The 17,860-nt window shown below is 61.2% G+C and carries 16 protein-coding genes; 5 read left to right on the top strand and 11 right to left on the bottom strand.

All coding sequences use genetic code 11. The features are described 5' to 3' along the window. Window positions 1-57 precede the first annotated feature (57 nt). The 5 genes from mrdA to purH all read right to left on the bottom strand — a co-directional run bounded on the left by mrdA (window position 58) and on the right by purH (window position 6,504). Window positions 58-1,917: a penicillin-binding protein 2 gene (gene mrdA / locus I7X13_RS18920; RefSeq protein ID WP_198067215.1), complete on the bottom strand. Its 1,860-nt coding sequence runs from the start codon at window positions 1,915-1,917 to the stop codon at window positions 58-60. A 56-nt stretch (window positions 1,918-1,973) separates the two neighbouring features. After that, the gene (locus tag I7X13_RS18915) at window positions 1,974-2,501 is read right to left on the bottom strand and encodes a hypothetical protein (protein ID WP_198076679.1); all 528 of its coding nucleotides are present in this window, start codon (window positions 2,499-2,501) and stop codon (window positions 1,974-1,976) included. After that, entirely contained in the window at window positions 2,498-3,436 is a 939-nt protein-coding gene (gene mreC / locus I7X13_RS18910) for a rod shape-determining protein MreC (protein ID WP_198067217.1), read from the bottom strand. Before mreC ends, I7X13_RS18915 begins: the two co-directional genes overlap by 4 nt. A 159-nt stretch (window positions 3,437-3,595) precedes the next feature. Next, a complete protein-coding gene (locus I7X13_RS18905; protein WP_198067218.1) occupies window positions 3,596-4,621 on the bottom strand; it encodes a rod shape-determining protein in 1,026 nt (341 codons plus the stop codon). Between the two features lie 347 nt (window positions 4,622-4,968). Further along, window positions 4,969-6,504: a bifunctional phosphoribosylaminoimidazolecarboxamide formyltransferase/IMP cyclohydrolase gene (purH, locus tag I7X13_RS18900; RefSeq protein ID WP_198076678.1), complete on the bottom strand. Its 1,536-nt coding sequence runs from the start codon at window positions 6,502-6,504 to the stop codon at window positions 4,969-4,971. A 184-nt stretch (window positions 6,505-6,688) separates the two neighbouring features. Between purH and I7X13_RS18895 the strand changes: the two genes are divergently transcribed. Genes I7X13_RS18895 through I7X13_RS18885 form a run of 3 tightly spaced genes read left to right on the top strand, consistent with a single transcriptional unit; the run spans window position 6,689 to window position 9,254 of the window. Next, complete coding sequence (locus tag I7X13_RS18895; protein WP_198076677.1) at window positions 6,689-7,873, top strand: acyl-CoA dehydrogenase family protein; 1,185 nt, start codon at window positions 6,689-6,691, stop codon at window positions 7,871-7,873. Window positions 7,874-7,914: 41 nt separating this feature from the next. Continuing rightward, the gene (locus tag I7X13_RS18890; RefSeq protein WP_198076676.1) at window positions 7,915-8,661 is read left to right on the top strand and encodes a PIG-L deacetylase family protein; all 747 of its coding nucleotides are present in this window, start codon (window positions 7,915-7,917) and stop codon (window positions 8,659-8,661) included. Then, on the top strand, window positions 8,658-9,254 hold the full coding sequence (locus I7X13_RS18885) for a class I SAM-dependent DNA methyltransferase (protein ID WP_198076675.1): 597 nt from the start codon (window positions 8,658-8,660) through the stop codon (window positions 9,252-9,254). The genes I7X13_RS18890 and I7X13_RS18885 overlap by 4 nt, the downstream gene beginning before the upstream one ends. Here I7X13_RS18885 and I7X13_RS18880 read toward each other — a convergent pair. From I7X13_RS18880 to I7X13_RS18865, 4 genes are all read right to left on the bottom strand, one after another. Next, complete coding sequence (locus I7X13_RS18880; protein ID WP_198076674.1) at window positions 9,251-10,489, bottom strand: glycosyltransferase family 2 protein; 1,239 nt, start codon at window positions 10,487-10,489, stop codon at window positions 9,251-9,253. The two genes, I7X13_RS18885 and I7X13_RS18880, sit on opposite strands and share 4 nt — an antisense overlap. 208 nt (window positions 10,490-10,697) lie before the next feature. Next, on the bottom strand, window positions 10,698-11,942 hold the full coding sequence (locus I7X13_RS18875) for a BamA/TamA family outer membrane protein (protein ID WP_198076673.1): 1,245 nt from the start codon (window positions 11,940-11,942) through the stop codon (window positions 10,698-10,700). Window positions 11,943-12,067: 125 nt separating this feature from the next. Further along, complete coding sequence (locus tag I7X13_RS18870) at window positions 12,068-12,391, bottom strand: (2Fe-2S) ferredoxin domain-containing protein (protein WP_198067225.1); 324 nt, start codon at window positions 12,389-12,391, stop codon at window positions 12,068-12,070. 120 nt (window positions 12,392-12,511) lie between these two features. Beyond that, a complete protein-coding gene (locus I7X13_RS18865; protein WP_198076672.1) occupies window positions 12,512-12,901 on the bottom strand; it encodes an ArsR/SmtB family transcription factor in 390 nt (129 codons plus the stop codon). Window positions 12,902-13,003: 102 nt separating this feature from the next. On the opposite strand from I7X13_RS18865, the gene I7X13_RS18860 reads away from it, so the two are divergent. Both I7X13_RS18860 and I7X13_RS18855 read left to right on the top strand, forming a co-directional pair. Next, the gene (locus tag I7X13_RS18860) at window positions 13,004-13,693 is read left to right on the top strand and encodes a carboxypeptidase-like regulatory domain-containing protein (protein ID WP_198076671.1); all 690 of its coding nucleotides are present in this window, start codon (window positions 13,004-13,006) and stop codon (window positions 13,691-13,693) included. A gap of 89 nt (window positions 13,694-13,782) precedes the next feature. Further along, complete coding sequence (locus I7X13_RS18855; protein WP_198067228.1) at window positions 13,783-15,156, top strand: NAD(P)/FAD-dependent oxidoreductase; 1,374 nt, start codon at window positions 13,783-13,785, stop codon at window positions 15,154-15,156. A 75-nt stretch (window positions 15,157-15,231) separates the two neighbouring features. Here the strand turns inward: I7X13_RS18855 and I7X13_RS18850 are convergent, their stop codons facing one another. Beyond that, window positions 15,232-16,542, bottom strand: coding sequence for a M16 family metallopeptidase (locus I7X13_RS18850; protein ID WP_198076670.1), 1,311 nt, complete (start codon window positions 16,540-16,542; stop codon window positions 15,232-15,234). Between the two features lie 68 nt (window positions 16,543-16,610). Continuing rightward, a complete protein-coding gene (gene porV / locus I7X13_RS18845) occupies window positions 16,611-17,834 on the bottom strand; it encodes a type IX secretion system outer membrane channel protein PorV (RefSeq protein ID WP_198076669.1) in 1,224 nt (407 codons plus the stop codon). Window positions 17,835-17,860 lie beyond the last annotated feature (26 nt).

Genomic DNA, 17,860 nt, shown 5'->3' with positions numbered 1-17,860 from the left:
GCAATGTCCCCCAAAAGGAGTGCACGACGAGACGCAATTATGCGTTTCTACATCGAATTACATCCCGTGCAGGTGCTTGGTAAAGTCGCCGTACATCACCCAATCTTCCCAGCGCTTGCGGTGCGGGGCCACCTTGCCGCGCAGGTATTTCTCAATCATAAGGCCAGCCGCGGGCGCCGCGCTAGTCCCCCCAAAACCGCTGTTTTCGATGAACACGGCAATAGCAATTTTGGGGTCTTGCACCGGCGCGAAGGCGGCAAAAGTAGCGTGGTCGAAGCCGTGGGGGTTTTGCACGGTGCCGGTTTTGCCGGCCATCGTGATGCCGTATTGCGAAAGCGAAGCCAGGTTGCCGGTGCCGCCGTTGCCGTCCACCACCATCTCCATGCCGGGGATGATGTATTTGAACAAGGTCGTATCGACGGCCGTGTAGTGCTTTTGCTGGAACTCCGGCAGCGGGCCGCCATTGCCGATGCCGCGCACGAAATGCGGCGTGTAGTACCAGCCCCGGTTGGCAATGGTGGCCAGCACATTAGCCATTTGTAGGCCCGTAATGCCGATTTCGCCCTGCCCGATGCTGAGCGAATACACGTTGCGGAAGCTCCAGCGGTGCTGGCGGTTTTCCTTCTTATTGAAAAACTTGTGGTCGTAAAACTCCGGCGACGGAATCAGGCCACGCTTTTCCTGGCTCATGTCCACGCCCAGCTTCTCGCCCAGGCCGAAGGATTTCACCATTTTCTGCCACTGCGCCAGCCCGATGTGGGCATCGTCGTACTTATTCGGGGCCTGCCCGCGTTGCACCACCGCCCGCAGCACCTGGTAGAAATACGGGTTGCAGCTGTTTTTGATGGCAATGCTCACATTGGCCGGGTACTCGTGGCGGTGGGTGCAGCGCACCAGCTTCTGGTTGCACTCAAAACCCGTGCTGGGCTGCACCACGCCCAGCTGCAAGGCCACCAGCTCATTCACTAGTTTAAAAACCGAGCCGGGCGGGTACGTCGCCATCAACGGCCGGTCGAACAGCGGGCGGTCGGGGTTGTTGAGCAGAGCCATGTAACGGTTGCCCGAACCCTTGCCCGTCAGCAGCTGCGGCTCGTAGTGCGGAGCCGATACGAAGGCCAGAATTTCGCCCGTTTTCGGGTCGATGGCCACAATGGAGCCGCGTCGGCCCGCCAGTAGCTTTTCCCCATAGGCCTGCAATTCAGCATCAATGCTCAGGTGCAAATCCTGCCCGGCCACCGACAGTGTGTCGAACTCCCCACCCCGAAACTTGCCTTTTTCGATGCCTCGCACGTTCACCATCTTGTACTGCACGCCGCGCCGGCCCATCAGTGTTTGCTCATAGAACGACTCCAGGCCCGAAATCCCCACGTTTTCGCCCGGCTGATACTTGGCGTACTTGGGTTTTTCCAGAAAAGCCGGCGTGATGGCGCCCACGTAGCCCAGCGCGTGGGCCAGGTTGGGCGTGCGGTAGGCCCGCGCCATGCGCGTCTGGGTCCGGAAGCCCGGGAAGTCGCCCAGCTTGTCCAGAATAACGGCCAGGTCGGCCGTCGTCAGGTTTTGCAGGATGGGCGACGCTTTCACGCGCGAATACTTTTTGGCCGCTACCAGGCTGGCGCGCAGGTCTTCCAGCGGTATTTGCAGCAATTCGGCGAGGCGGAGCGTATCGAGCTGTTTCACTTCGCGGGGCACCACCATCAGGTCGTACACGGGGGTGTTTTGCACCAACGGCACGTTTTTGCGGTCGTATATCAGCCCGCGGTAGGGTGTCTGCACCAAGCGCTGCAGGGTGTTTTTGTCAGCGGCCAGCTTGTACGTCCCGTCCAGCACCTGCATAAAAAACAGGCGGGTGAGGAAGATGAGCGCCACCACCAAAAAGATGCCCTGCACCACGTACTTACGGCCTTCGAGGTACTGCATAGTTCACGTTCGTCATCCTTCGCTGTGTTCAGGATGACAGAAATAAAATAGATTAGTTAGCTCCGGCCCCTCCGCACCGGGAAAAACAAAAGCTGCACAATCAACAGCGAAAGGCCGGTAAAGAGTGCGCTCACCAGCATTTTTCCCAGCGTGGTGCCAAAATGCCGGAAGCTGCCCAGTTCCAGCAGGAAAAACGCGGCGTGGTGCAGCAGCACCAGCAGCGTGAGGTACACGCCAAACCATTGCCAGCCCATCTGGTGCACGTTCACCGAGTCGGCGCTGTCGTAGCCGTCGCGCGGCGTCAGCAGGCGCAGCACCCACGGCCGCAAAAAGCCCAGCAGCACCGCCGCCGCCGCGTGCAGCCCGCCGGTATCATAAAAAATATCCATGGTGAGCCCCATGCCGAAGGCCAGCAGCAGCTGCACCACAATGGGCGTGGCCAACGGCAAAAACAGCAAAAAGCCCAGGTAGAAAAAACACCAGCCCAAATCAAACAGCACCAGCCGGCTGATGAGCATCACGTGTACGCCCGCATACAGCAGGAAACGCAGCACCTGCACGAAAATGAACCGCAGGCCGTTCATGGGCGCGCCCCTCCTTTCGGCAGAATGCCCGTGTGGGTTTCCACGGTGTCGCGCTCGGGCTTATTGCGGTTGGTCACGATGTACACGTAGGTCAGGTTGGCAAAATTGACGCCCAGCTTCACCCGGATGGTCCAGAAGTTCTTGTCCGGCTCCTTCACGAAGGAATCGATGGTGCCGATAAAAATGCCTTCGGGAAATACCGAGTTGTAGCTCGACGTCACCACCGTGTCGCCCTTCACCAGCTTGGTCTCGCGCAGCACGTTGTCGAGCAGCGCGTGCGTCGGGTCATCACCTTGCCACTTGATGGTGCCAAACGTGCCGTCGCGCTTGATTTTGGATGCAATGCGGGTTTGCGAATGCAGCAGGCTGGTGACGGTGGCATAATGCTCGCTCACCACTTTCACGCGGCCCACCACGCCGCCGGCTGCCACCACGCCTTTGCCGGGCACCACACCGTCGGCACGGCCCACGTTTAGCGTGAGGTAGTTGTCCACATTGTGCAGCATGTTGTTGATAACGCGGGCCGGAATGAGTGGATAACTCGGGTCGCGGGCCGGCACCCGCTGCTGCCCGAGCAACAGCGTATCGGGCTTGGCGGCGGGCCGCTGGTAGCGCACGCGCTTCAGCGAATCGGTGCGGGCCGGGGGCAGCGCCACCGAATCGGCCTCGCGGTGCGCGGAGTCGGCCGGGTACAGCTGCTGGCGGAGCGCGGCGTTTTCGGCGGCCAGCTGCTGGTTCATTTCGGCCAGGTGGAAGTAGTCCAGAATCTGAGTGCGGCGGGCCAGCACCGTGCCCGCGTAGGTATTCGCCGAATTAAAAAACGCCGCCCGCTGATACGAATTACTGGTAATAAATAAATACAGGCTAATAATTTCCAGTAAGCCAAATACCAGCGCCCCGCGAAAGCGAAATAGGAAAAGAAATAAATTCCGCACGGGGTTACACCGAATTAATTAATTGGCAATTGAAAGACTAGCAAAAGAACGTCATGCTGAGCGTAGTCGAAGCATCTCTACCGTAGTAATAAATAATTACTCTTCACAGTAGAGATGCTTCGACTACGCTCAGCATGACGTTCAATTATTATCCTATAATTACGTCAGCAGCACGCCTTTAAAGGCCTGGATATCCTTAATAGCCTTGCCGGTGCCGCGCACCACGGCGCGCAGCGGGTCCTCGGCAATGTGAATCGGCAGCTTGGTTTTGGCGGCCAAACGCTTGTCCAGCCCGCGCAGCAATGCGCCGCCGCCGGTGAGGTGAATGCCGTTTTCGTAAATATCGGCCGACAATTCGGGCGGCGAAATTTCGAGGGCTTTCAATACCGCTTCCTCGATTTTTGCCACCGATTTATCGAGGGCAATGGCAATTTCCGAGAACGTTACTTTGATAACTTTCGGAATGCCCGTCATCAGGTCGCGGCCGCGCACTTCGTGGTCGGCCGGCGGCACGTCGAGTTCGGTGAGGGCCGCGCCTACTTCAATTTTGATGCGCTCGGCCGAACGCTCGCCGATGAGCAAGTTGTGCTGCCGGCGCATGTAGTCGAGGATGTCCTGGTTGAACACGTCGCCGGCCGTTTTAATCGACTGGTCACACACGATGCCCGACAGCGCGATAACAGCAATTTCGGTGGTGCCGCCGCCGATGTCGATAATCATCGAGCCCACGGGCTGCTCCACGTCGATGCCGATGCCAATGGCCGCGGCCATGGGCTCCTGAATCATCCAGACTTCCTTGGCCCCGGCGTGCTCGGCGGAGTCGCGCACGGCGCGTTTCTCCACTTCGGTGATGCCCGAGGGGATGCAGATGACCATGCGGTGCGAGGGCTGAAACAGCCGGTTCCGCGTATCAATCATCTTAATCATGCCCTTAATCATTTCCTCGGCGGCGTGGAAATCGGCAATTACGCCATCTTTCAGCGGGCGGATGGTGCGGATGTTATCGTGCGTTTTTTCGTGCATCTGTTGGGCCTGGCGGCCCACAGCGATGACTTTATTGGTGGTGCGGTCTTTGGCGATGATGCTCGGCTCATCCACCACGATTTTGTCGTTGTGAATGATGAGCGTATTGGCCGTACCCAGGTCGATGGCGATGTCGCTGGTCAGGAAATTAAAGAAACCCATTGAGTTAGCTGCAATAAGGCGGAGCCCGGGTATAGGGTCGGGCAGAATAATGCGCAAAGGTACGGAAGGTTTGCGCGGGGTTGGTGAACGGGATTATGGGATTCTGCTAAGGAAGCCAACTGAGGACGACTGTCATTGCGAGGGCGCAGCCCGTGGCAATCTGCCCTGGCAAAACCAGACACGCCCTTTCACCACAAAGCCCCGGCACTGCGCAGTACCGGGGCTTTGTGGTGAAAGGGCCTTGTCACAGTTTAAGCGTTTGTCACAGTATTAGGTTGGTCGCTGAGAAAAGGACGGATTGCCACAAGCTGCGCCCTCGCAATGACAGGGCCGCCGCCCACTTCCCCCTAGTGCTTGAAGTGACGCACGCCCGTGAGCACCATGGCCATGCCCAATTCATCAGCAGCTTTGATGCTATCAGCATCTTTAATGGAGCCGCCGGGCTGCACCACGGCGCGGATGCCGGCCGCACCGGCAATCTCCACGCAATCGGGGAAGGGGAAGAAAGCGTCCGAAGCCATCACGGCGCCGTGCAGGTCGAAGCCGAAGGCGCGGGCCTTCTCAATGGCCTGGCGCAGCGCATCGACGCGGCTGGTCTGGCCCACGCCGGAGGCCAGCAGCTGGCCGGCGCGGGCCAGTACGATGGTGTTACTCTTGGTGTGCTTGCAGATTTTGCCGGCGAAAACCAGAGCGGCCGTTTCCTCATTGGTCGGGGCCGACTGGGTAACGGTACGGAAGTCGGCGGCCGTCTCGGTCTGGCGGTCAGCATCCTGCTCGATGATGCCGTTGAGCAGGGTTTTCACCTGCTTCCTCGGAAACTCAACGGGCTTTTGCCGCAGCAGAATCCGGTTTTTCTTGCTCTGAAGTACGGGCAGCGCCTCGGCGGCGAAGCCTGGGGCAATCAGCACTTCAAAGAACAGCTGATTGAGCTCAGCGGCGGTAGCCGCGTCCACTTCCTTATTCACGATGATGACGCCGCCAAAAGCGGACGTCGGGTCGCAGCTCAGGGCGTTCACGTAGGCCTCGTGCAGGGTAGCGGCTTGAGCTACGCCGCAGGCGTTGGTGTGCTTGAGGATGGCGCAGGCGGGTTCGCCATCGGTGAATTCGGCCATGAGGGCCACGGCGGCGTCCACGTCAACGAGGTTGTTGTAGCTCAGCTGCTTGCCGTGGAGCTGGTCGAAAAGGGCCGATAGGTCACCGTAGAAGGTGCCGGCTTGGTGCGGGTTTTCGCCGTAGCGCAGCGGCGTGGCAGGCTGGGCGCTGAGGCGCAGGGCAGTGCCGGCTACGGCCGTGCCCTGGCTCATGTATTGGAAAATTTCGGTGTCGTAATGCGAAGTGGAGGCGAAGGCGGCGGCAGCGTAGTGGCGACGGTCTTCGAGGTCGGTAGCGCCATTTTTGGCGGTGAGCAGCTCGGTCACGGCTGCGTACTGGTCGCGGCTGCTGACTACGAGCACGTCGCGGAAGTTTTTGGCGGCGGCGCGCAGCAGTGAAATGCCGCCGATGTCAATTTTCTCGATGACATCTTGCTCCTCGGCGCCGCTGGCTACGGTTTCTTCGAATGGGTACAAATCCACCACCACCAAATCGATGGGCGGAATGGCGTGGTGCTCGGCTTCGGCGAGGTCGCCCACGTCGTGGCGGCGGTGCAGGATGCCGCCGAACACCTTGGGGTGCAGCGTTTTCACGCGGCCACCGAATACTTCGGGAAAGCCGGTGAGGTCTTCCACGGCAGTTACTTCGGCTCCTTCATCTTCGAGGAATTTCTGGGTGCCACCGGTGGAGTACAGCGTGACGCCGTGCTGGCGCAAAACCTGCACCAGCGGGGCCAGTCGGTCTTTGTGATACACGGAAAGCAACGCGGCGCGAATGGGACGGGACGACATAAAACGGGCGAAAAAGCTGGGCACAATTGCCGCCACGAAGGTACGCCCGGGCTCAGCCTGCAGCCCGCCGGTCGTGTTACCGAATTGTTACGACCGCGCCCGGGGTCTTTTAAATCAGCTTTAGCAGAACACTATGCGGCGTTGAAAAGTATAGCAAAGCTCCGCTGTTATTCTCCCTCCATTTATGTTGCTAGCTGCCGCCGCGCCTTCGTGCCCGCCTTCCTCTGAAACCACCAAAGCGTTTGAAGCGGCAATGACGCCTGCACAGGCCGAAGCAGCTGCCGCGCAACTGGCTCCGCGCTTGTTCGCTCAGGCCGCCGCGACCGATGTGGAAGGCGGTTTTCCGACCCGGGAATTTAATTGGCTGCACACAGCCGGCCTGCTTACGGCGGCGCTGCCGGCGGCCCTTGGCGGGGCGGGACTGCATACACCGGCGGCCACGCTGGCGCTGCTGCGCGTGCTGCAGCACGTGGGGCGGGGCAATCTGGCGGTAGGGCGCGTGTACGAGGGCCACGTAAATGCCCTGCTGCTCATTCAGCAGCTAGCCACGGCCGACCAGGTGGCCCGCTACGCCGCCGATACCCACGCCGGCCACTTATTTGGTGTGTGGAACACGGAGAATCCAGCCGATGGGGTGCATCTGGAGGCTCTGCCCAACGGCCGCTACCGCCTGCGCGGGGCCAAGACGTTTGCTTCGGGCGCGGGCCATCTGGCGCGGCCGCTCATCACCGGGGCGCTGCCCGATGGGCAGGGCTGGCAGCTGTTTGTGCTGCCAGCCGATGCGCAGCCGCCCGTGCTGGACCGCTCCTTCTGGCAGCCGCTGGGCATGCGGGCCACCGCCAGCTTCCGGGCCGATTTGACCGGGCTGGAAATTGGTGCGGAGGACCTCATCGGCCCGCCTAATGCGTATTACCAGCAACCGGCTTTTAGCGGTGGGGCCATTCGGTTTGCGGCCGTGCAGCTGGGCGGGGCCGAAGCCGTTTGCGACGAAACCATTGCTTTTCTGCGCAGCCTGGGCCGCACCGATGACCCCTACCAGCGCCAGCGCCTCGGCGAAATGGCCATTCTGCGGGAAAGCGGCCGCCAGTGGCTGCGCGGCGCAGCCGAGAATGCCGCCCGCGCTGACGCGGCCGCCCCCGCAGGTGCCGAAACCACCGTTGCCTACGCCAATATGATGCGCACCGCCATCGAAACCATCAGCCTGGACATGCTGCGCCTGGCCGAGCGCTGCGTGGGTGCGCGCGGCCTGCTTCGCCCCCAACCCTTCGAGCGCCTGCACCGCGACCTCACCCACTACCTCCGCCAACCCGCCCCCGATGGCGCGCTGGCCGATGTGGGCCGCTTCGTGCTGGATGGTAAGACGTTTTAGTTGATTGTTTTTGCTGCTGTCAGTTGTCAGATTTTTTCCGCGTGCTTCCTTTTTCCGAATATCTAGCCCGCGCCGCCAGCTTTGTGGCTGAGCTGCTGGGCTCCACCGTAGTCATCGCCCCGCATCCCGATGATGAGGCGCTGGGTTGCGGGGGCCTGCTGGCCTTGCTGCGTCAGGCCGGGCAGCCAACGGCGGCCGTGCTGGTGAGCGATGGCACCATGTCGCACCCCAACTCTGAGGTGTTTTCAGCACCGGCGCGGCGGGCCGTGCGAGAGGCCGAATTTCGCCACGCCCTCACCATTCTGGGGGCAGCTGAAACGGAGCCGCTGCTGCTGGGCCTGCCCGACGGCCGGGTGCCAAACAGCCCAACCGAGCCGGGCTTCACGGCGGCTGTAGCGCAGCTGCGGGAGTTTCTGGAGCGCCAGCAAGCAGCTACGGTGCTGGTTCCCTGGCGACGCGACCCCCACCCCGACCATCGCGCCACCGCCCGCCTGGTGCAGGCCGCCCTGGAAGCTATGCCGCAACCGCCGCGCCGCCTCGAATACGTGGTGTGGGCCTGGGAGCGCGCCGCACCGGAGGACCTGCCCACGGCGGCCGATGCCGTGCAGGGCTTCCGGCTGGACATTGCGGCGGCCCTGGGGCAGAAACAGCAGGCCATTGCGGCGCACCGCTCGCAGGTAGCGCCCGGGGTGTTTACGGATGATGCCGGAGGGTTTTTATTATCGCCGGAAATGCTAGCGCATTTCGCCGGGCCTTATGAAGTCTATTTTGAAGCGCTTGAATTATGAACGAGAACCAGCCCGATACCTTGCCGCCGGAGTATTTCGACCACGTGTACCAGGCCAACCGCGACCCGTGGAACTTCGAAACCAGCCCTTACGAGCGGGAGAAATATGCCACCACGCTGGCCGCCCTGCCCCGCCCACGCTACGCCGAGGTGTTTGAAATTGGCTGCTCGCTGGGGGTGCTCACAGCGCAGCTGGCCCCGCGCTGTGGCCATCTACTGGCCGTGGACGTGAGCGAGGCGGCCCTGGCTCAGGCCCGGGCGCGGTGTGCCAACCTGCCACAAGTCGAAATTCGGCAGCTGCGGGTGCCCGAAGAATTCCCCAGGCAGTCGTTCGACTTGATTATGCTCTCGGAAGTCGGCTATTATTGGTCGCCAGCCGACTTAGCCCGCGCGGCAGATTTGTTAATAGCCGGCCTGAACCCCGGCGGCCAGCTGCTGCTAGTGCACTGGACGCCGCCCGTGCACGACTACCCCCTGACCGGTGACGACGTGCACGAATTTTTCTTGGCAAGGACCAATGAAAACGGCCCGCTGCGTCACCTCACCGGCCAGCGGCACGAAACTTACCGGCTTGACTTGCTGCAAAAACGCTAAGCCAGCGGTTGCCACTCCGCCACCACGCCGCTCCGAATGAGCCGGGGCAGCATCAGCAGCGCCCGCGACAGCGGCACCAACGCCGTGGTCAGGTTGGGGCTGTGAGCCAGCGCCCATTCCCACAATGCTCCAAATGTGGCCGCCCGTTGCATTTGGGCCAGCACGGTGGCCACGGGCAGGCCCAGGCGGGCCATTGCAGCATCCAGCTCGGCTCCCGGGCTACCAGCCCAGCAGGCACGTAGTTGGCGGCGCAGTTGCCACCTCCGCATTAGCTGTACGGGGTTTTCCACGTGCGGCTCGCGCTGCTGCTGGCTCATGCGTAGCCATTCGCTCAGCTGCCAGGACAGGCCCACTTCTACCCGGCCCTGGCGGCGGGCCGAGGTGAGCACGCGCACCCGCGGGCTATGGCGCAGGGCCAAATCGTGCCGACGCAACTGCTGGCACAGGGCTTCGTCTTCCAGAAAACGTACTTCGGGCAGGCCGCCCACCTGGCGGTAGGCCCGGGCTGTGAGGGCCAGACTGGCCCCGAAATGCTGGTGATGCCGGGGCCACCGGTCCAGTGGCGCGGGGTCAATAAGGTCTTCGAGGCGAGCGCAAAGCAGCCGATAAGCCGCATCGTGCGCCTGGATGCGCCGGAGCGCCGCCGGACCGGCATCGTCGTTGCTGGTAATAATGCGGCCGCCTACGGCATCGGCCCCGGCGGCTATTTCGGCCTGAATGGCTGCCAGCCAGGTGGGCGCTACCTGCGTATCGGCATCGGTGCTGGCGATGATGCCGGCAGGCTGGCCCACCTGCTCTAACCGGGCGCAGGCCTCGTCCATCAGCAGGCGGCGGGCGCGGCCTACGTGGGCCGTAGCGCCGCGCAGGCACAGCTCGGCTACGTGCACCACCAGTCCGGGAAACTTCCGGGCTTGGCGGCGCACCACGGCCGCAGTGGCATCCTGGCAGTTATTGGCCAACACAATGACCTCGAAACTATCCGGTGGCAAAGGCTGGCCGTGCTCGGTGACCTGGGCGACCAAGGCCGCCAGCGCGGAGGGCAACGTGGCGGCCTCGTCTTTGGCCGGAATGATGACGCTGATGCGCAGGCTGGCGCGGGGCGGGGGCAACTGCTGGCGCAGGTGCACCGCGCAGTGGTCACGCGCGGGAACGAGTGGCGGTAGCAGGGAAGGAACGGGGGCGGTAGCGGTGGCCTCGTGGGCAGCCAGGAAGCGCGCGGGAGTAGCGTGGTCCATCGAACCAAGTGTACGCCGGGCTGTAGCGAAAGGATAAGGCTCAGCTTGCAGCCGGATGCGCCGCCAGGGCTACTGCCAGGTTTACGTCTCAGGCAGTCGTCAAACAGTCAGTGCAATAACGCAAACTGCTGTTTCGGTTATAAATTCTGCTGGCCCATAAAAAAACCTCCCCTGCATGCAGGGGAGGTTTTCGAAAAAAACACCGTTTCTAGAACGCTTCGCCGATGGCAAAGAGGATGCCCGGCGAGCTGCCGGTACCGGCGGCGTAGTCGAGGCGCAGGTTCACGCGGTCGCGGCGGATAAAGTTGAAGCGGATGCCCGCCCCGCCGGCGTATTTCGTGTCGCTGAGGTTAAACTTATCGATGTAGTTGTTTACGTTGCCAACGCCGCCGAATACCGCTCCATCGATGCGCCAGAACAGTTTCTGGCGAATTTCGGCTTGGAACATAATCATCTGCCGGTCGCGGAAGCGCTGCTCGTAGATGCCACGCAGCAGGTTAGCGTTATTGTAGAGCGTACCACCTAGGTTGGCGCCCAGGCCGGCCAGCTCGCGGAACGGCACATCGCCGGTGTGGAACTGGCCGAGGAACTGCGCGGCCAGAATGGTGCGGTTGGAGCCGATGGGCTGAAAGTGGCGGGCATCGAGCTGGTAGCGCACAAAACGGTAGTCCGACCCCAGGCCCGTGCCGTTGAACGTAGCCCCAAAATCAAGCAAGTTGCCGTGGAAAGCGGCCAGCGGCACATCGCGCGTATCGTAGGTGATGACCGGGCCGAGGCCCGAAATCTGCGTATTCTGCCGCTCGCGCGCCGTCAGTCGCCCCTCGTTGTAGAATATGCTGGGGGTCTTATTATCGGTGGCAGTGGCCGGGCCGTGCACGTCCGTGATTTTGGTGAAGCGGTACTGCGCGCCAAAAAATAGCTTGGGCGCAATCTGCTTCTGAATCCGTTGGTTGATGATGAACAGCTTATAGTCGGTTTCCGACTCGTTGGCGCTGGAAGTATTCGGGCCCTTGCCGTAGTAATACAGCAAAATATCGTAGGCGCTAATTTCACCATTCAGGTAGAATTTCTCGCCCGGCGTGTACACCGAGTGCACCAGCTGAATGAGTGACTGGCCTTCGGTAGTAGTCCAGTACTGCACCCGGGCGTTGGATGGCCGGGTGAGGGTATCGGCCGAAAACCGCCCACTGAGCAGCGCCCCCAGGCCGTAGCCGAGGCCGGTTTCGGCCTGGTAAAACAGCACCGGGATGGGCAACAAGGTAAGATTACTGCCTTTACCCAGCTGGCCGAAGGACTTCGTGCTGCGGGCCTCCTGCCCGGCCATTGGCACGAGGCCAACGGGGCGCGGCGCCGCCTGAGGCGTGGTGTAAACCGAATCGGGGGGAGCAGCCGGCTGGGCGGCAGCGGTAAGGCTCAGCCCGGCGAGGGCCAGGGCTGCGAGAGAAAAACGCATGGGAGCGAGAATGAAAAGCAAATGAATTGCTCTATCAACGGATTATGGCCCACTACGGTTGGCAACTGCAGTAGCCGGGCCGGCCAAAGGCCTCTTCTTCCCCGCAAATGCCGGCTTTTGCCGGGCTACTGGTCGCGCAATAGTAAGCGCTCCACCACCTGCCCCAGGCCCAGGTGCCGGGCCACCAGCTCGGCCGCGTCGGCGGGGCGCACTTTGCCGTAGGCCGTGCCTTCGGGATATACGATGAGGGCCGCGCCAGGGCCTTTTTTGCAGTGTTTGCAGAGGTCGAGGCAGTTGCAGGTCTGCACCCGCACGCGCTCCCGCTCCCCGCCTGTCAGCAGCTTTTTCAGACCCTGAATCTTCAACTCTTTTTTCAGGGCTTTGGCCACATCCTCTCCTACTCCGGATTTCTGATTGGTGCACACAAAAAGGCGGCGAACGGTGCTCATGAGCGAGGGTATGAGGGTAAGAGGGTATGGAGGCAGGAGTTGACAGAAAGCGCGGCAGATAGCATAAGAGGCAAGAAATGCCGTCTCCTCCTACCCTTCTGCCCTTCTTACCCTCCTACCCTAATTCGGGCCGTGCCAGTGGCGGTTCTGGAGCTTATACGCGGCCAGCTCGCGGTTCGACCACAGGGTTTGGTACACTTGCTGGTCGTGCAGCAGCTGGGGGTCTTTTTCCATGAAGGCCAGCAACTGCTGGAGCAGCTCGGCCGTCTCTTCTTTCAGGAAGTAGTACATCCAGTTGTCGAGCCGGCGCACATTCACCAAACCTGCATTCTTTAAGTACGATAATTGCCTACTGGTTTTGGTCTGGGTGAAATCCAGCACCTGCTCCAGGTCGGCCACCACCATTTCCTGGTTGCGCCACAGCAAATGCAGGATGCGCACGCGGCTTTCGTCGCCCAGCGATTTAAAAAGTTGCTGACCAAAAGCAACCGTGAAATGTTTCAAGCGCATCTGCTGTCTGAGAAGCGGGAAGTTCGCCCGTCGTTCTTTCTGCCCAAAGTTACCCTCGGCCCCGAACGTGGTGCCGTATATTTGTTCTTCCGCTATCTGAATATGCCTGATTTCTTGCGCCTTCGTCGCTTTTCCTTTTTTCTGGCCGCGTCCTTACTGGTCCTGCTGCTCGCCGCGCCGGGCGCGCACGCTCAGGGCAAGCGCAAGGTGATTCAATTCACCGGCATCGTGGCCACCGGCGACAGCCTGTTGGGCGTGCCAGGCGCCACCATCTACGTGCCCAAAGCGGGCCGGGGCACGGCCTCAAACGTGTACGGCTACTTCTCGATGGCCGTGCTGGCCGGCGACAGCATCGTGATTCGTTCGTTGGGCTACGCCAACCAGACCATTGTCATCCCCAAGGATTTCCAACGCCAGAGCTACTCGGTTATCGTGCAGCTCAAGGAAGATGCCACCGTGCTGCCCGAGGTGCGCGTGTTTCCCTACACCACCGAGCGCGACTTCAAGAAGGCCTTTCTGGCCTTGCGCCTGCCCACCGAGCGCGGCAGCGCGGCAGCCGACAATTTAAATCAGGAGCTGATGAACCGGATTTTCCGGACCCAGCCCATGGGCGCGGTGGCCAACTTCCGCCAGACGATGAGCAACCAGCAGCTCGACTACGACCGCCACATGGGCATGGCCCCCAACCAGTACTCCAACAACCCGCTGCTCAACCCCTTCAGCTGGCTGCAACTCATTCAGCAGGTGAAGAAAGGCGAGTTCAAAAAGAAGAACACCGACGACGATTATTAAGCTCGACCAGCGCGGCAATAATAGTTCGGGCGGGGCAACCCCGGCCTCCCTTTAGCGGTTTACTTAGGGTTTGACCTTTGCTCAACTCTATGGATACCAACCTCCCTGTTTCAGATAAGCCCCGCGTCGTCATCGTGGGCTGTGGCTTTGGCGGCCTTCGCCTGGCCCAGGCCTTGCGCAAAGCGCCGGTGCAGGTTGTGGTCGTCGACCGCAACAACTACCACAACTTCCAGCCGCTGTTGTACCAGGTGGCCACCGGCGCCCTGGAGGCCGACAGCATTGCCTACCCCATTCGGAAGATTTTTGCGGGGCAGAGCAACTTCTTCTACCGCATGGCCGATGTGCAGCGCGTAATGCCTGACACGAATACCTTAGTAACCAGCGTAGGGCATATTCAATACGACTATCTGGTGCTGGCCACCGGCTCACTTACCAACTTCTTCGGGTTGGAAAGCATTGAGCGCAACGCGATGCAAATCAAGAGCATTCCGAATGCCTTGAACCTGCGCAGCTTCATCTTTCAGAACTTCGAGAAAGCCCTGCTCACCAGCGACCCAGTGGAAAAGCAGGCTCTGCTGAACATCGTGGTGGTGGGCGGCGGCCCTACGGGCGTGGAAATCAGCGGCTCGCTGGCCGAGATGCGCAAGCACGTGCTGCCCAAGGACTATCCGGAGCTGGATTTGCGGGCCATGCAGATTTTTCTGGTCGAGGCTGGCCCGGCGCTGCTCGGGCCGATGTCGCCGGCTTCGCAGGCCGATGCCAAGCGCTACATGGACGACCTGGGCGTGCTAGTGCGCCTCAACACGTCCATCAAGCGCTACGAGGACGGCAAGGCTTATTTCTCGGATACCGAGTTTATCCCCACCGAAAACCTGGTGTGGGCCGCCGGCGTGAACGGGGCCGAAGTGCCCGGCCTGCCCGCCGAAGCCGTGACGCGCAACAAGCGCATTACCGTGAACGGCTGGAACCTGGTGCAGGGCCAGTCCAACATTTTCGCCATCGGCGATGTGGCCAACATGGTGACCGAAGACATGCCCAAGGGCCTGCCCATGCTCGCGCCCGTGGCCCAGCAGCACGCCGACCACCTCGCGGCTAACCTCCAGCGCCTGCTACGCCTCGAAAAGCCCCACGAATTCGTGTATAACAACAAGGGTTCGATGGCCATCGTGAGTCGCAACAAGGCCGTGGTCGACCTGCCCAAAAACATTCACTTTAATGGCTTCTTCGGCTGGCTCACCTGGCTGTTTGTGCACCTGATGACGCTGGTGGGCTTCCGCAACAAAGTGGTAGCCTTCGTAGACTGGGCTTTCAGCTATTTCAGCTCTGACCAAGCCCTGCGGCTCATCATCCGTCCCTTCAGCCGCCGCGACGTGAAGGACGACCAAGGCAAAAAAAGTGCGGAGCACCGCACCGCTACCACCGAGTACAATGCCACTCCGCCCGCTATTCAGGAGCCGGCTTAGGGTATTTGTTATAAAACAGACGGCCCGCAAACAAACTGTTCGCGGGCCGTCTGTTTTTATGAATGAGGCTTAAATCTATTCCCCTGCCGGGCCGGCAATGACCACCTGCATGGCTTCGGGCGCGAAATAGATGCGGGCCAGAGCGCGCAGGGCTTCGGCATCGGCAGTTTCAACCTGCTGCACGAATTGGGTGTAGTAGTCGGCGGGCAGGCCCAGGAATACGATGTTTTTGTACTTATCGCACTGCTCAAACACGGTGGACAGTTCGTTGGCAAACTTGCCCAGGATGTAGTTCTTTACCGTTTCCAGTTCCTCTTCCGGAATCAGCTCCTCCTGCAGGCGGCGCAGCTCCAGCACAATCTCGCTTACGGCGAAATCGGCGCTTTCGCCCTTCACATCGGTGCCAATGACCAAGGATGTACCGAACTCACGCGGGGCCACGCTGGCGTAGATGCCGTAAGTCAGGCCCTTGTCTTCGCGGATGTTGCGCATCAGGCGCGAGCCGAAATAACCGCCAAACACGTTCACCAGCAGCTTGAGGCGGTGGGTATCGGGGTGCGTGGGCGCGGGCCAGTGCCGGCCCATGCGGATGGATGCCTGCAAGCTGCCGGCCACGGCCACCCGGTCGGGCAGCGTGGAAATGATGGGTTCGTCAATGGCGGGGGTGGCGGCCGGTATAGTTTCACGGGCGTGAGCCGAGCCGAAAGCGGCGGCCACTAACTCCTGCTCAGCCGCTACATCGCCGCAGAGGAAGATTTCGGCATTGCCAAACGAATACATGGCCCGATGAAACGCCTGGGCTTCTTCCACCGTCAGGGCCTGGTAAGCGTCGGCATCGAAGGGCCGGCCGTAGGGCGTGTGGGCCCCAAAAAGCAACTCATTGAACCGCTCCGAAGCCAGGTAGCTGGTCTTTTTGCGCTCGACGCGCACGTTCTGGATGGTGCGGGTTTTGAGCTGCTCCAGCTCGGCGGCCGGGAAAGCGGGGTTGCTGAGCACGTCAACCACCAGGGGCAGCAGCGTGGGCAGGTGCCGGGTGAGGCAGTAGAGCGTGAGCGTGGAACGGTCGAACCCGGAGTCGCACTCCAGCGACGCGCCATAGAAGGCCACTTCGTCGGCAATCTGGCGGGCGGTGCGGGTGGTTGTGCCTTCCAGCAGCATGCGGGCGGTGAGGGAGGCCAGGCCGGGACGGTTTTCGGCCAGCTTACCGGCCCGGAACACGGCTTGCAGGCGCACCACGGGCTGGGCATTGTTGGCCAGCACGTGCAGGCGCGCCCCGCTGGGCAGGGTGCGCACCTCGGCATCGGGCAGCACGACGCGGGCCAGAGGCTGAACGGGAGGGGCTACGGTGCGGTCGAGCACCGAAGCGGAAATTGAAGAAGTAGGCATATGCAATAATAACAAACTCCCCTTCCCGGCCGGGAAGAGGAGCTGTAGGACAACCAAAAAAGCGTGGGTTAGTTCGAAGGCGTTTCGCCACTGGTGCCACCGGCCCCATTCTCGTCGAAGGCGTCGGCCAGCTTGTTCAGGTTAAAATGCAGCGACACCCGGATGGTCTGGGCCAGGGGGTTGGCCTGCGAGTTGCTGCCCGTGGGCACCAGGTAAGTACCGTCTATGCCGAATACCTGGTAGCGCACGCCCAGGCCCAGGCTCACGTACTGACGGCCACCCTTCTCGGGGTTTTCGTAGAAATAACCGCCCCGGGCGTACAACAGGTCGTTGTAGTTATACTCCAGACCGGTCGAGAGGTTGATTTCGCGCAACTCTTCCTTGAAGCCCCCAGGCGCGTCGCTGAACGAGTTGAACATGGCGCTCACAATGTTCTGATTGTTGCGCCGGGCGTTTTCGTCTACAATATCTTGGCGGTTGTCGGGCACGCCGTCGATGTAGTACGGCGAGGGCACCAGCAGCTTGCTGGCATCAAACGCCAGCGTGATTTTGTTGTACTGGTCGATTTCGCGGGTGATGGCCGTGCCCAGCTTCAGCGTGGTGGGCAGGAAGCTCGGATTAGTGGGGTCCTTATAGGTTATTTTGTTGCCGATGTTGGTAATCGTGCCCCCAAAGGAGAAGTTATAGATACCCGTGCCGATGGTGGCATCCTTGGTATAGTAGGCACCGAGGTCGACCGCGGCGGCGTTGCCGGGCTTGGCATCGTTGCCGCTATAGGCCCCCACCAGGTTGGAGCGGATGTAGCGGGCCGAAGCCCCCACGCCAAAATGGTCGGTGAGTTGCAAGCCGTAGGACACCGACAGCGCGTATTCTTTCGGGTTGAAAGAGCCAGCCGGCAGGTTGGTGCCGGTGCGGTAGTCAATCTGGCCCAAATCGAAATACATCAGCGAGCCGCTGAAGGCCGAGCGCTGCCCCACCTTGGCGTAGCCCGACAGGTACGACAGGCTCATGTCGTCGGTGATGTTGCGCAGCCAGGGCGAGTATGAGATGGAAGCCGCGTACTTGTAGGGCACAAAACCCAGCTTGCCGGCATTGAAATAGCCCGCATTCGCGTCGGGCGAGGTGGCCACCCCGGCCTCTCCCATCGACGAAGCCCGCGAGTCGGGGCTGAGCGTGAGAATGGGCACGGCCGTGGTAATGGCGTGGGGGGTAACTTGGCCCTGAGCAGTGGCCGCGATAGCCAGCAAGCCAGCTGAAAGCGCCACGCGCGAACGGAAAAAGAGAGGCTGCATAGAGTGGAAAAAGGGAGCCAGGCGCG

This window comes from Hymenobacter negativus (assembly GCF_016056375.1).
GTDB classification, from domain to species: domain Bacteria; phylum Bacteroidota; class Bacteroidia; order Cytophagales; family Hymenobacteraceae; genus Hymenobacter; species Hymenobacter negativus_A.
The sequence above is the reverse complement of the archived record's forward strand: the minus strand, read 5'-3'. Positions and strand labels throughout refer to the sequence as shown.

Bases quoted from the DNA above. Each gene is read 5' to 3' on its own strand.
- purH (WP_198076678.1), bottom strand. From the start codon at position 6,504: ATGTCGTCCCGTCCCATTCGCGCCGCGTTGCTTTCCGTGTATCACAAA.
- I7X13_RS18870 (WP_198067225.1), bottom strand. From the start codon at position 12,391: ATGAGCACCGTTCGCCGCCTTTTTGTGTGCACCAATCAGAAATCCGGA.
- I7X13_RS18895 (WP_198076677.1), top strand. From the start codon at position 6,689: ATGTTGCTAGCTGCCGCCGCGCCTTCGTGCCCGCCTTCCTCTGAAACC.
- I7X13_RS18860 (WP_198076671.1), top strand. From the start codon at position 13,004: ATGCCTGATTTCTTGCGCCTTCGTCGCTTTTCCTTTTTTCTGGCCGCG.
- I7X13_RS18875 (WP_198076673.1), bottom strand. From the start codon at position 11,942: ATGCGTTTTTCTCTCGCAGCCCTGGCCCTCGCCGGGCTGAGCCTTACC.
- I7X13_RS18905 (WP_198067218.1), bottom strand. From the start codon at position 4,621: ATGGGTTTCTTTAATTTCCTGACCAGCGACATCGCCATCGACCTGGGT.
- I7X13_RS18850 (WP_198076670.1), bottom strand. From the start codon at position 16,542: ATGCCTACTTCTTCAATTTCCGCTTCGGTGCTCGACCGCACCGTAGCC.
- mrdA (WP_198067215.1), bottom strand. From the start codon at position 1,917: ATGCAGTACCTCGAAGGCCGTAAGTACGTGGTGCAGGGCATCTTTTTG.
- I7X13_RS18855 (WP_198067228.1), top strand. From the start codon at position 13,783: ATGGATACCAACCTCCCTGTTTCAGATAAGCCCCGCGTCGTCATCGTG.
- I7X13_RS18885 (WP_198076675.1), top strand. From the start codon at position 8,658: ATGAACGAGAACCAGCCCGATACCTTGCCGCCGGAGTATTTCGACCAC.
- porV (WP_198076669.1), bottom strand. From the start codon at position 17,834: ATGCAGCCTCTCTTTTTCCGTTCGCGCGTGGCGCTTTCAGCTGGCTTG.
- I7X13_RS18880 (WP_198076674.1), bottom strand. From the start codon at position 10,489: ATGGACCACGCTACTCCCGCGCGCTTCCTGGCTGCCCACGAGGCCACC.
- I7X13_RS18865 (WP_198076672.1), bottom strand. From the start codon at position 12,901: ATGCGCTTGAAACATTTCACGGTTGCTTTTGGTCAGCAACTTTTTAAA.
- I7X13_RS18915 (WP_198076679.1), bottom strand. From the start codon at position 2,501: ATGAACGGCCTGCGGTTCATTTTCGTGCAGGTGCTGCGTTTCCTGCTG.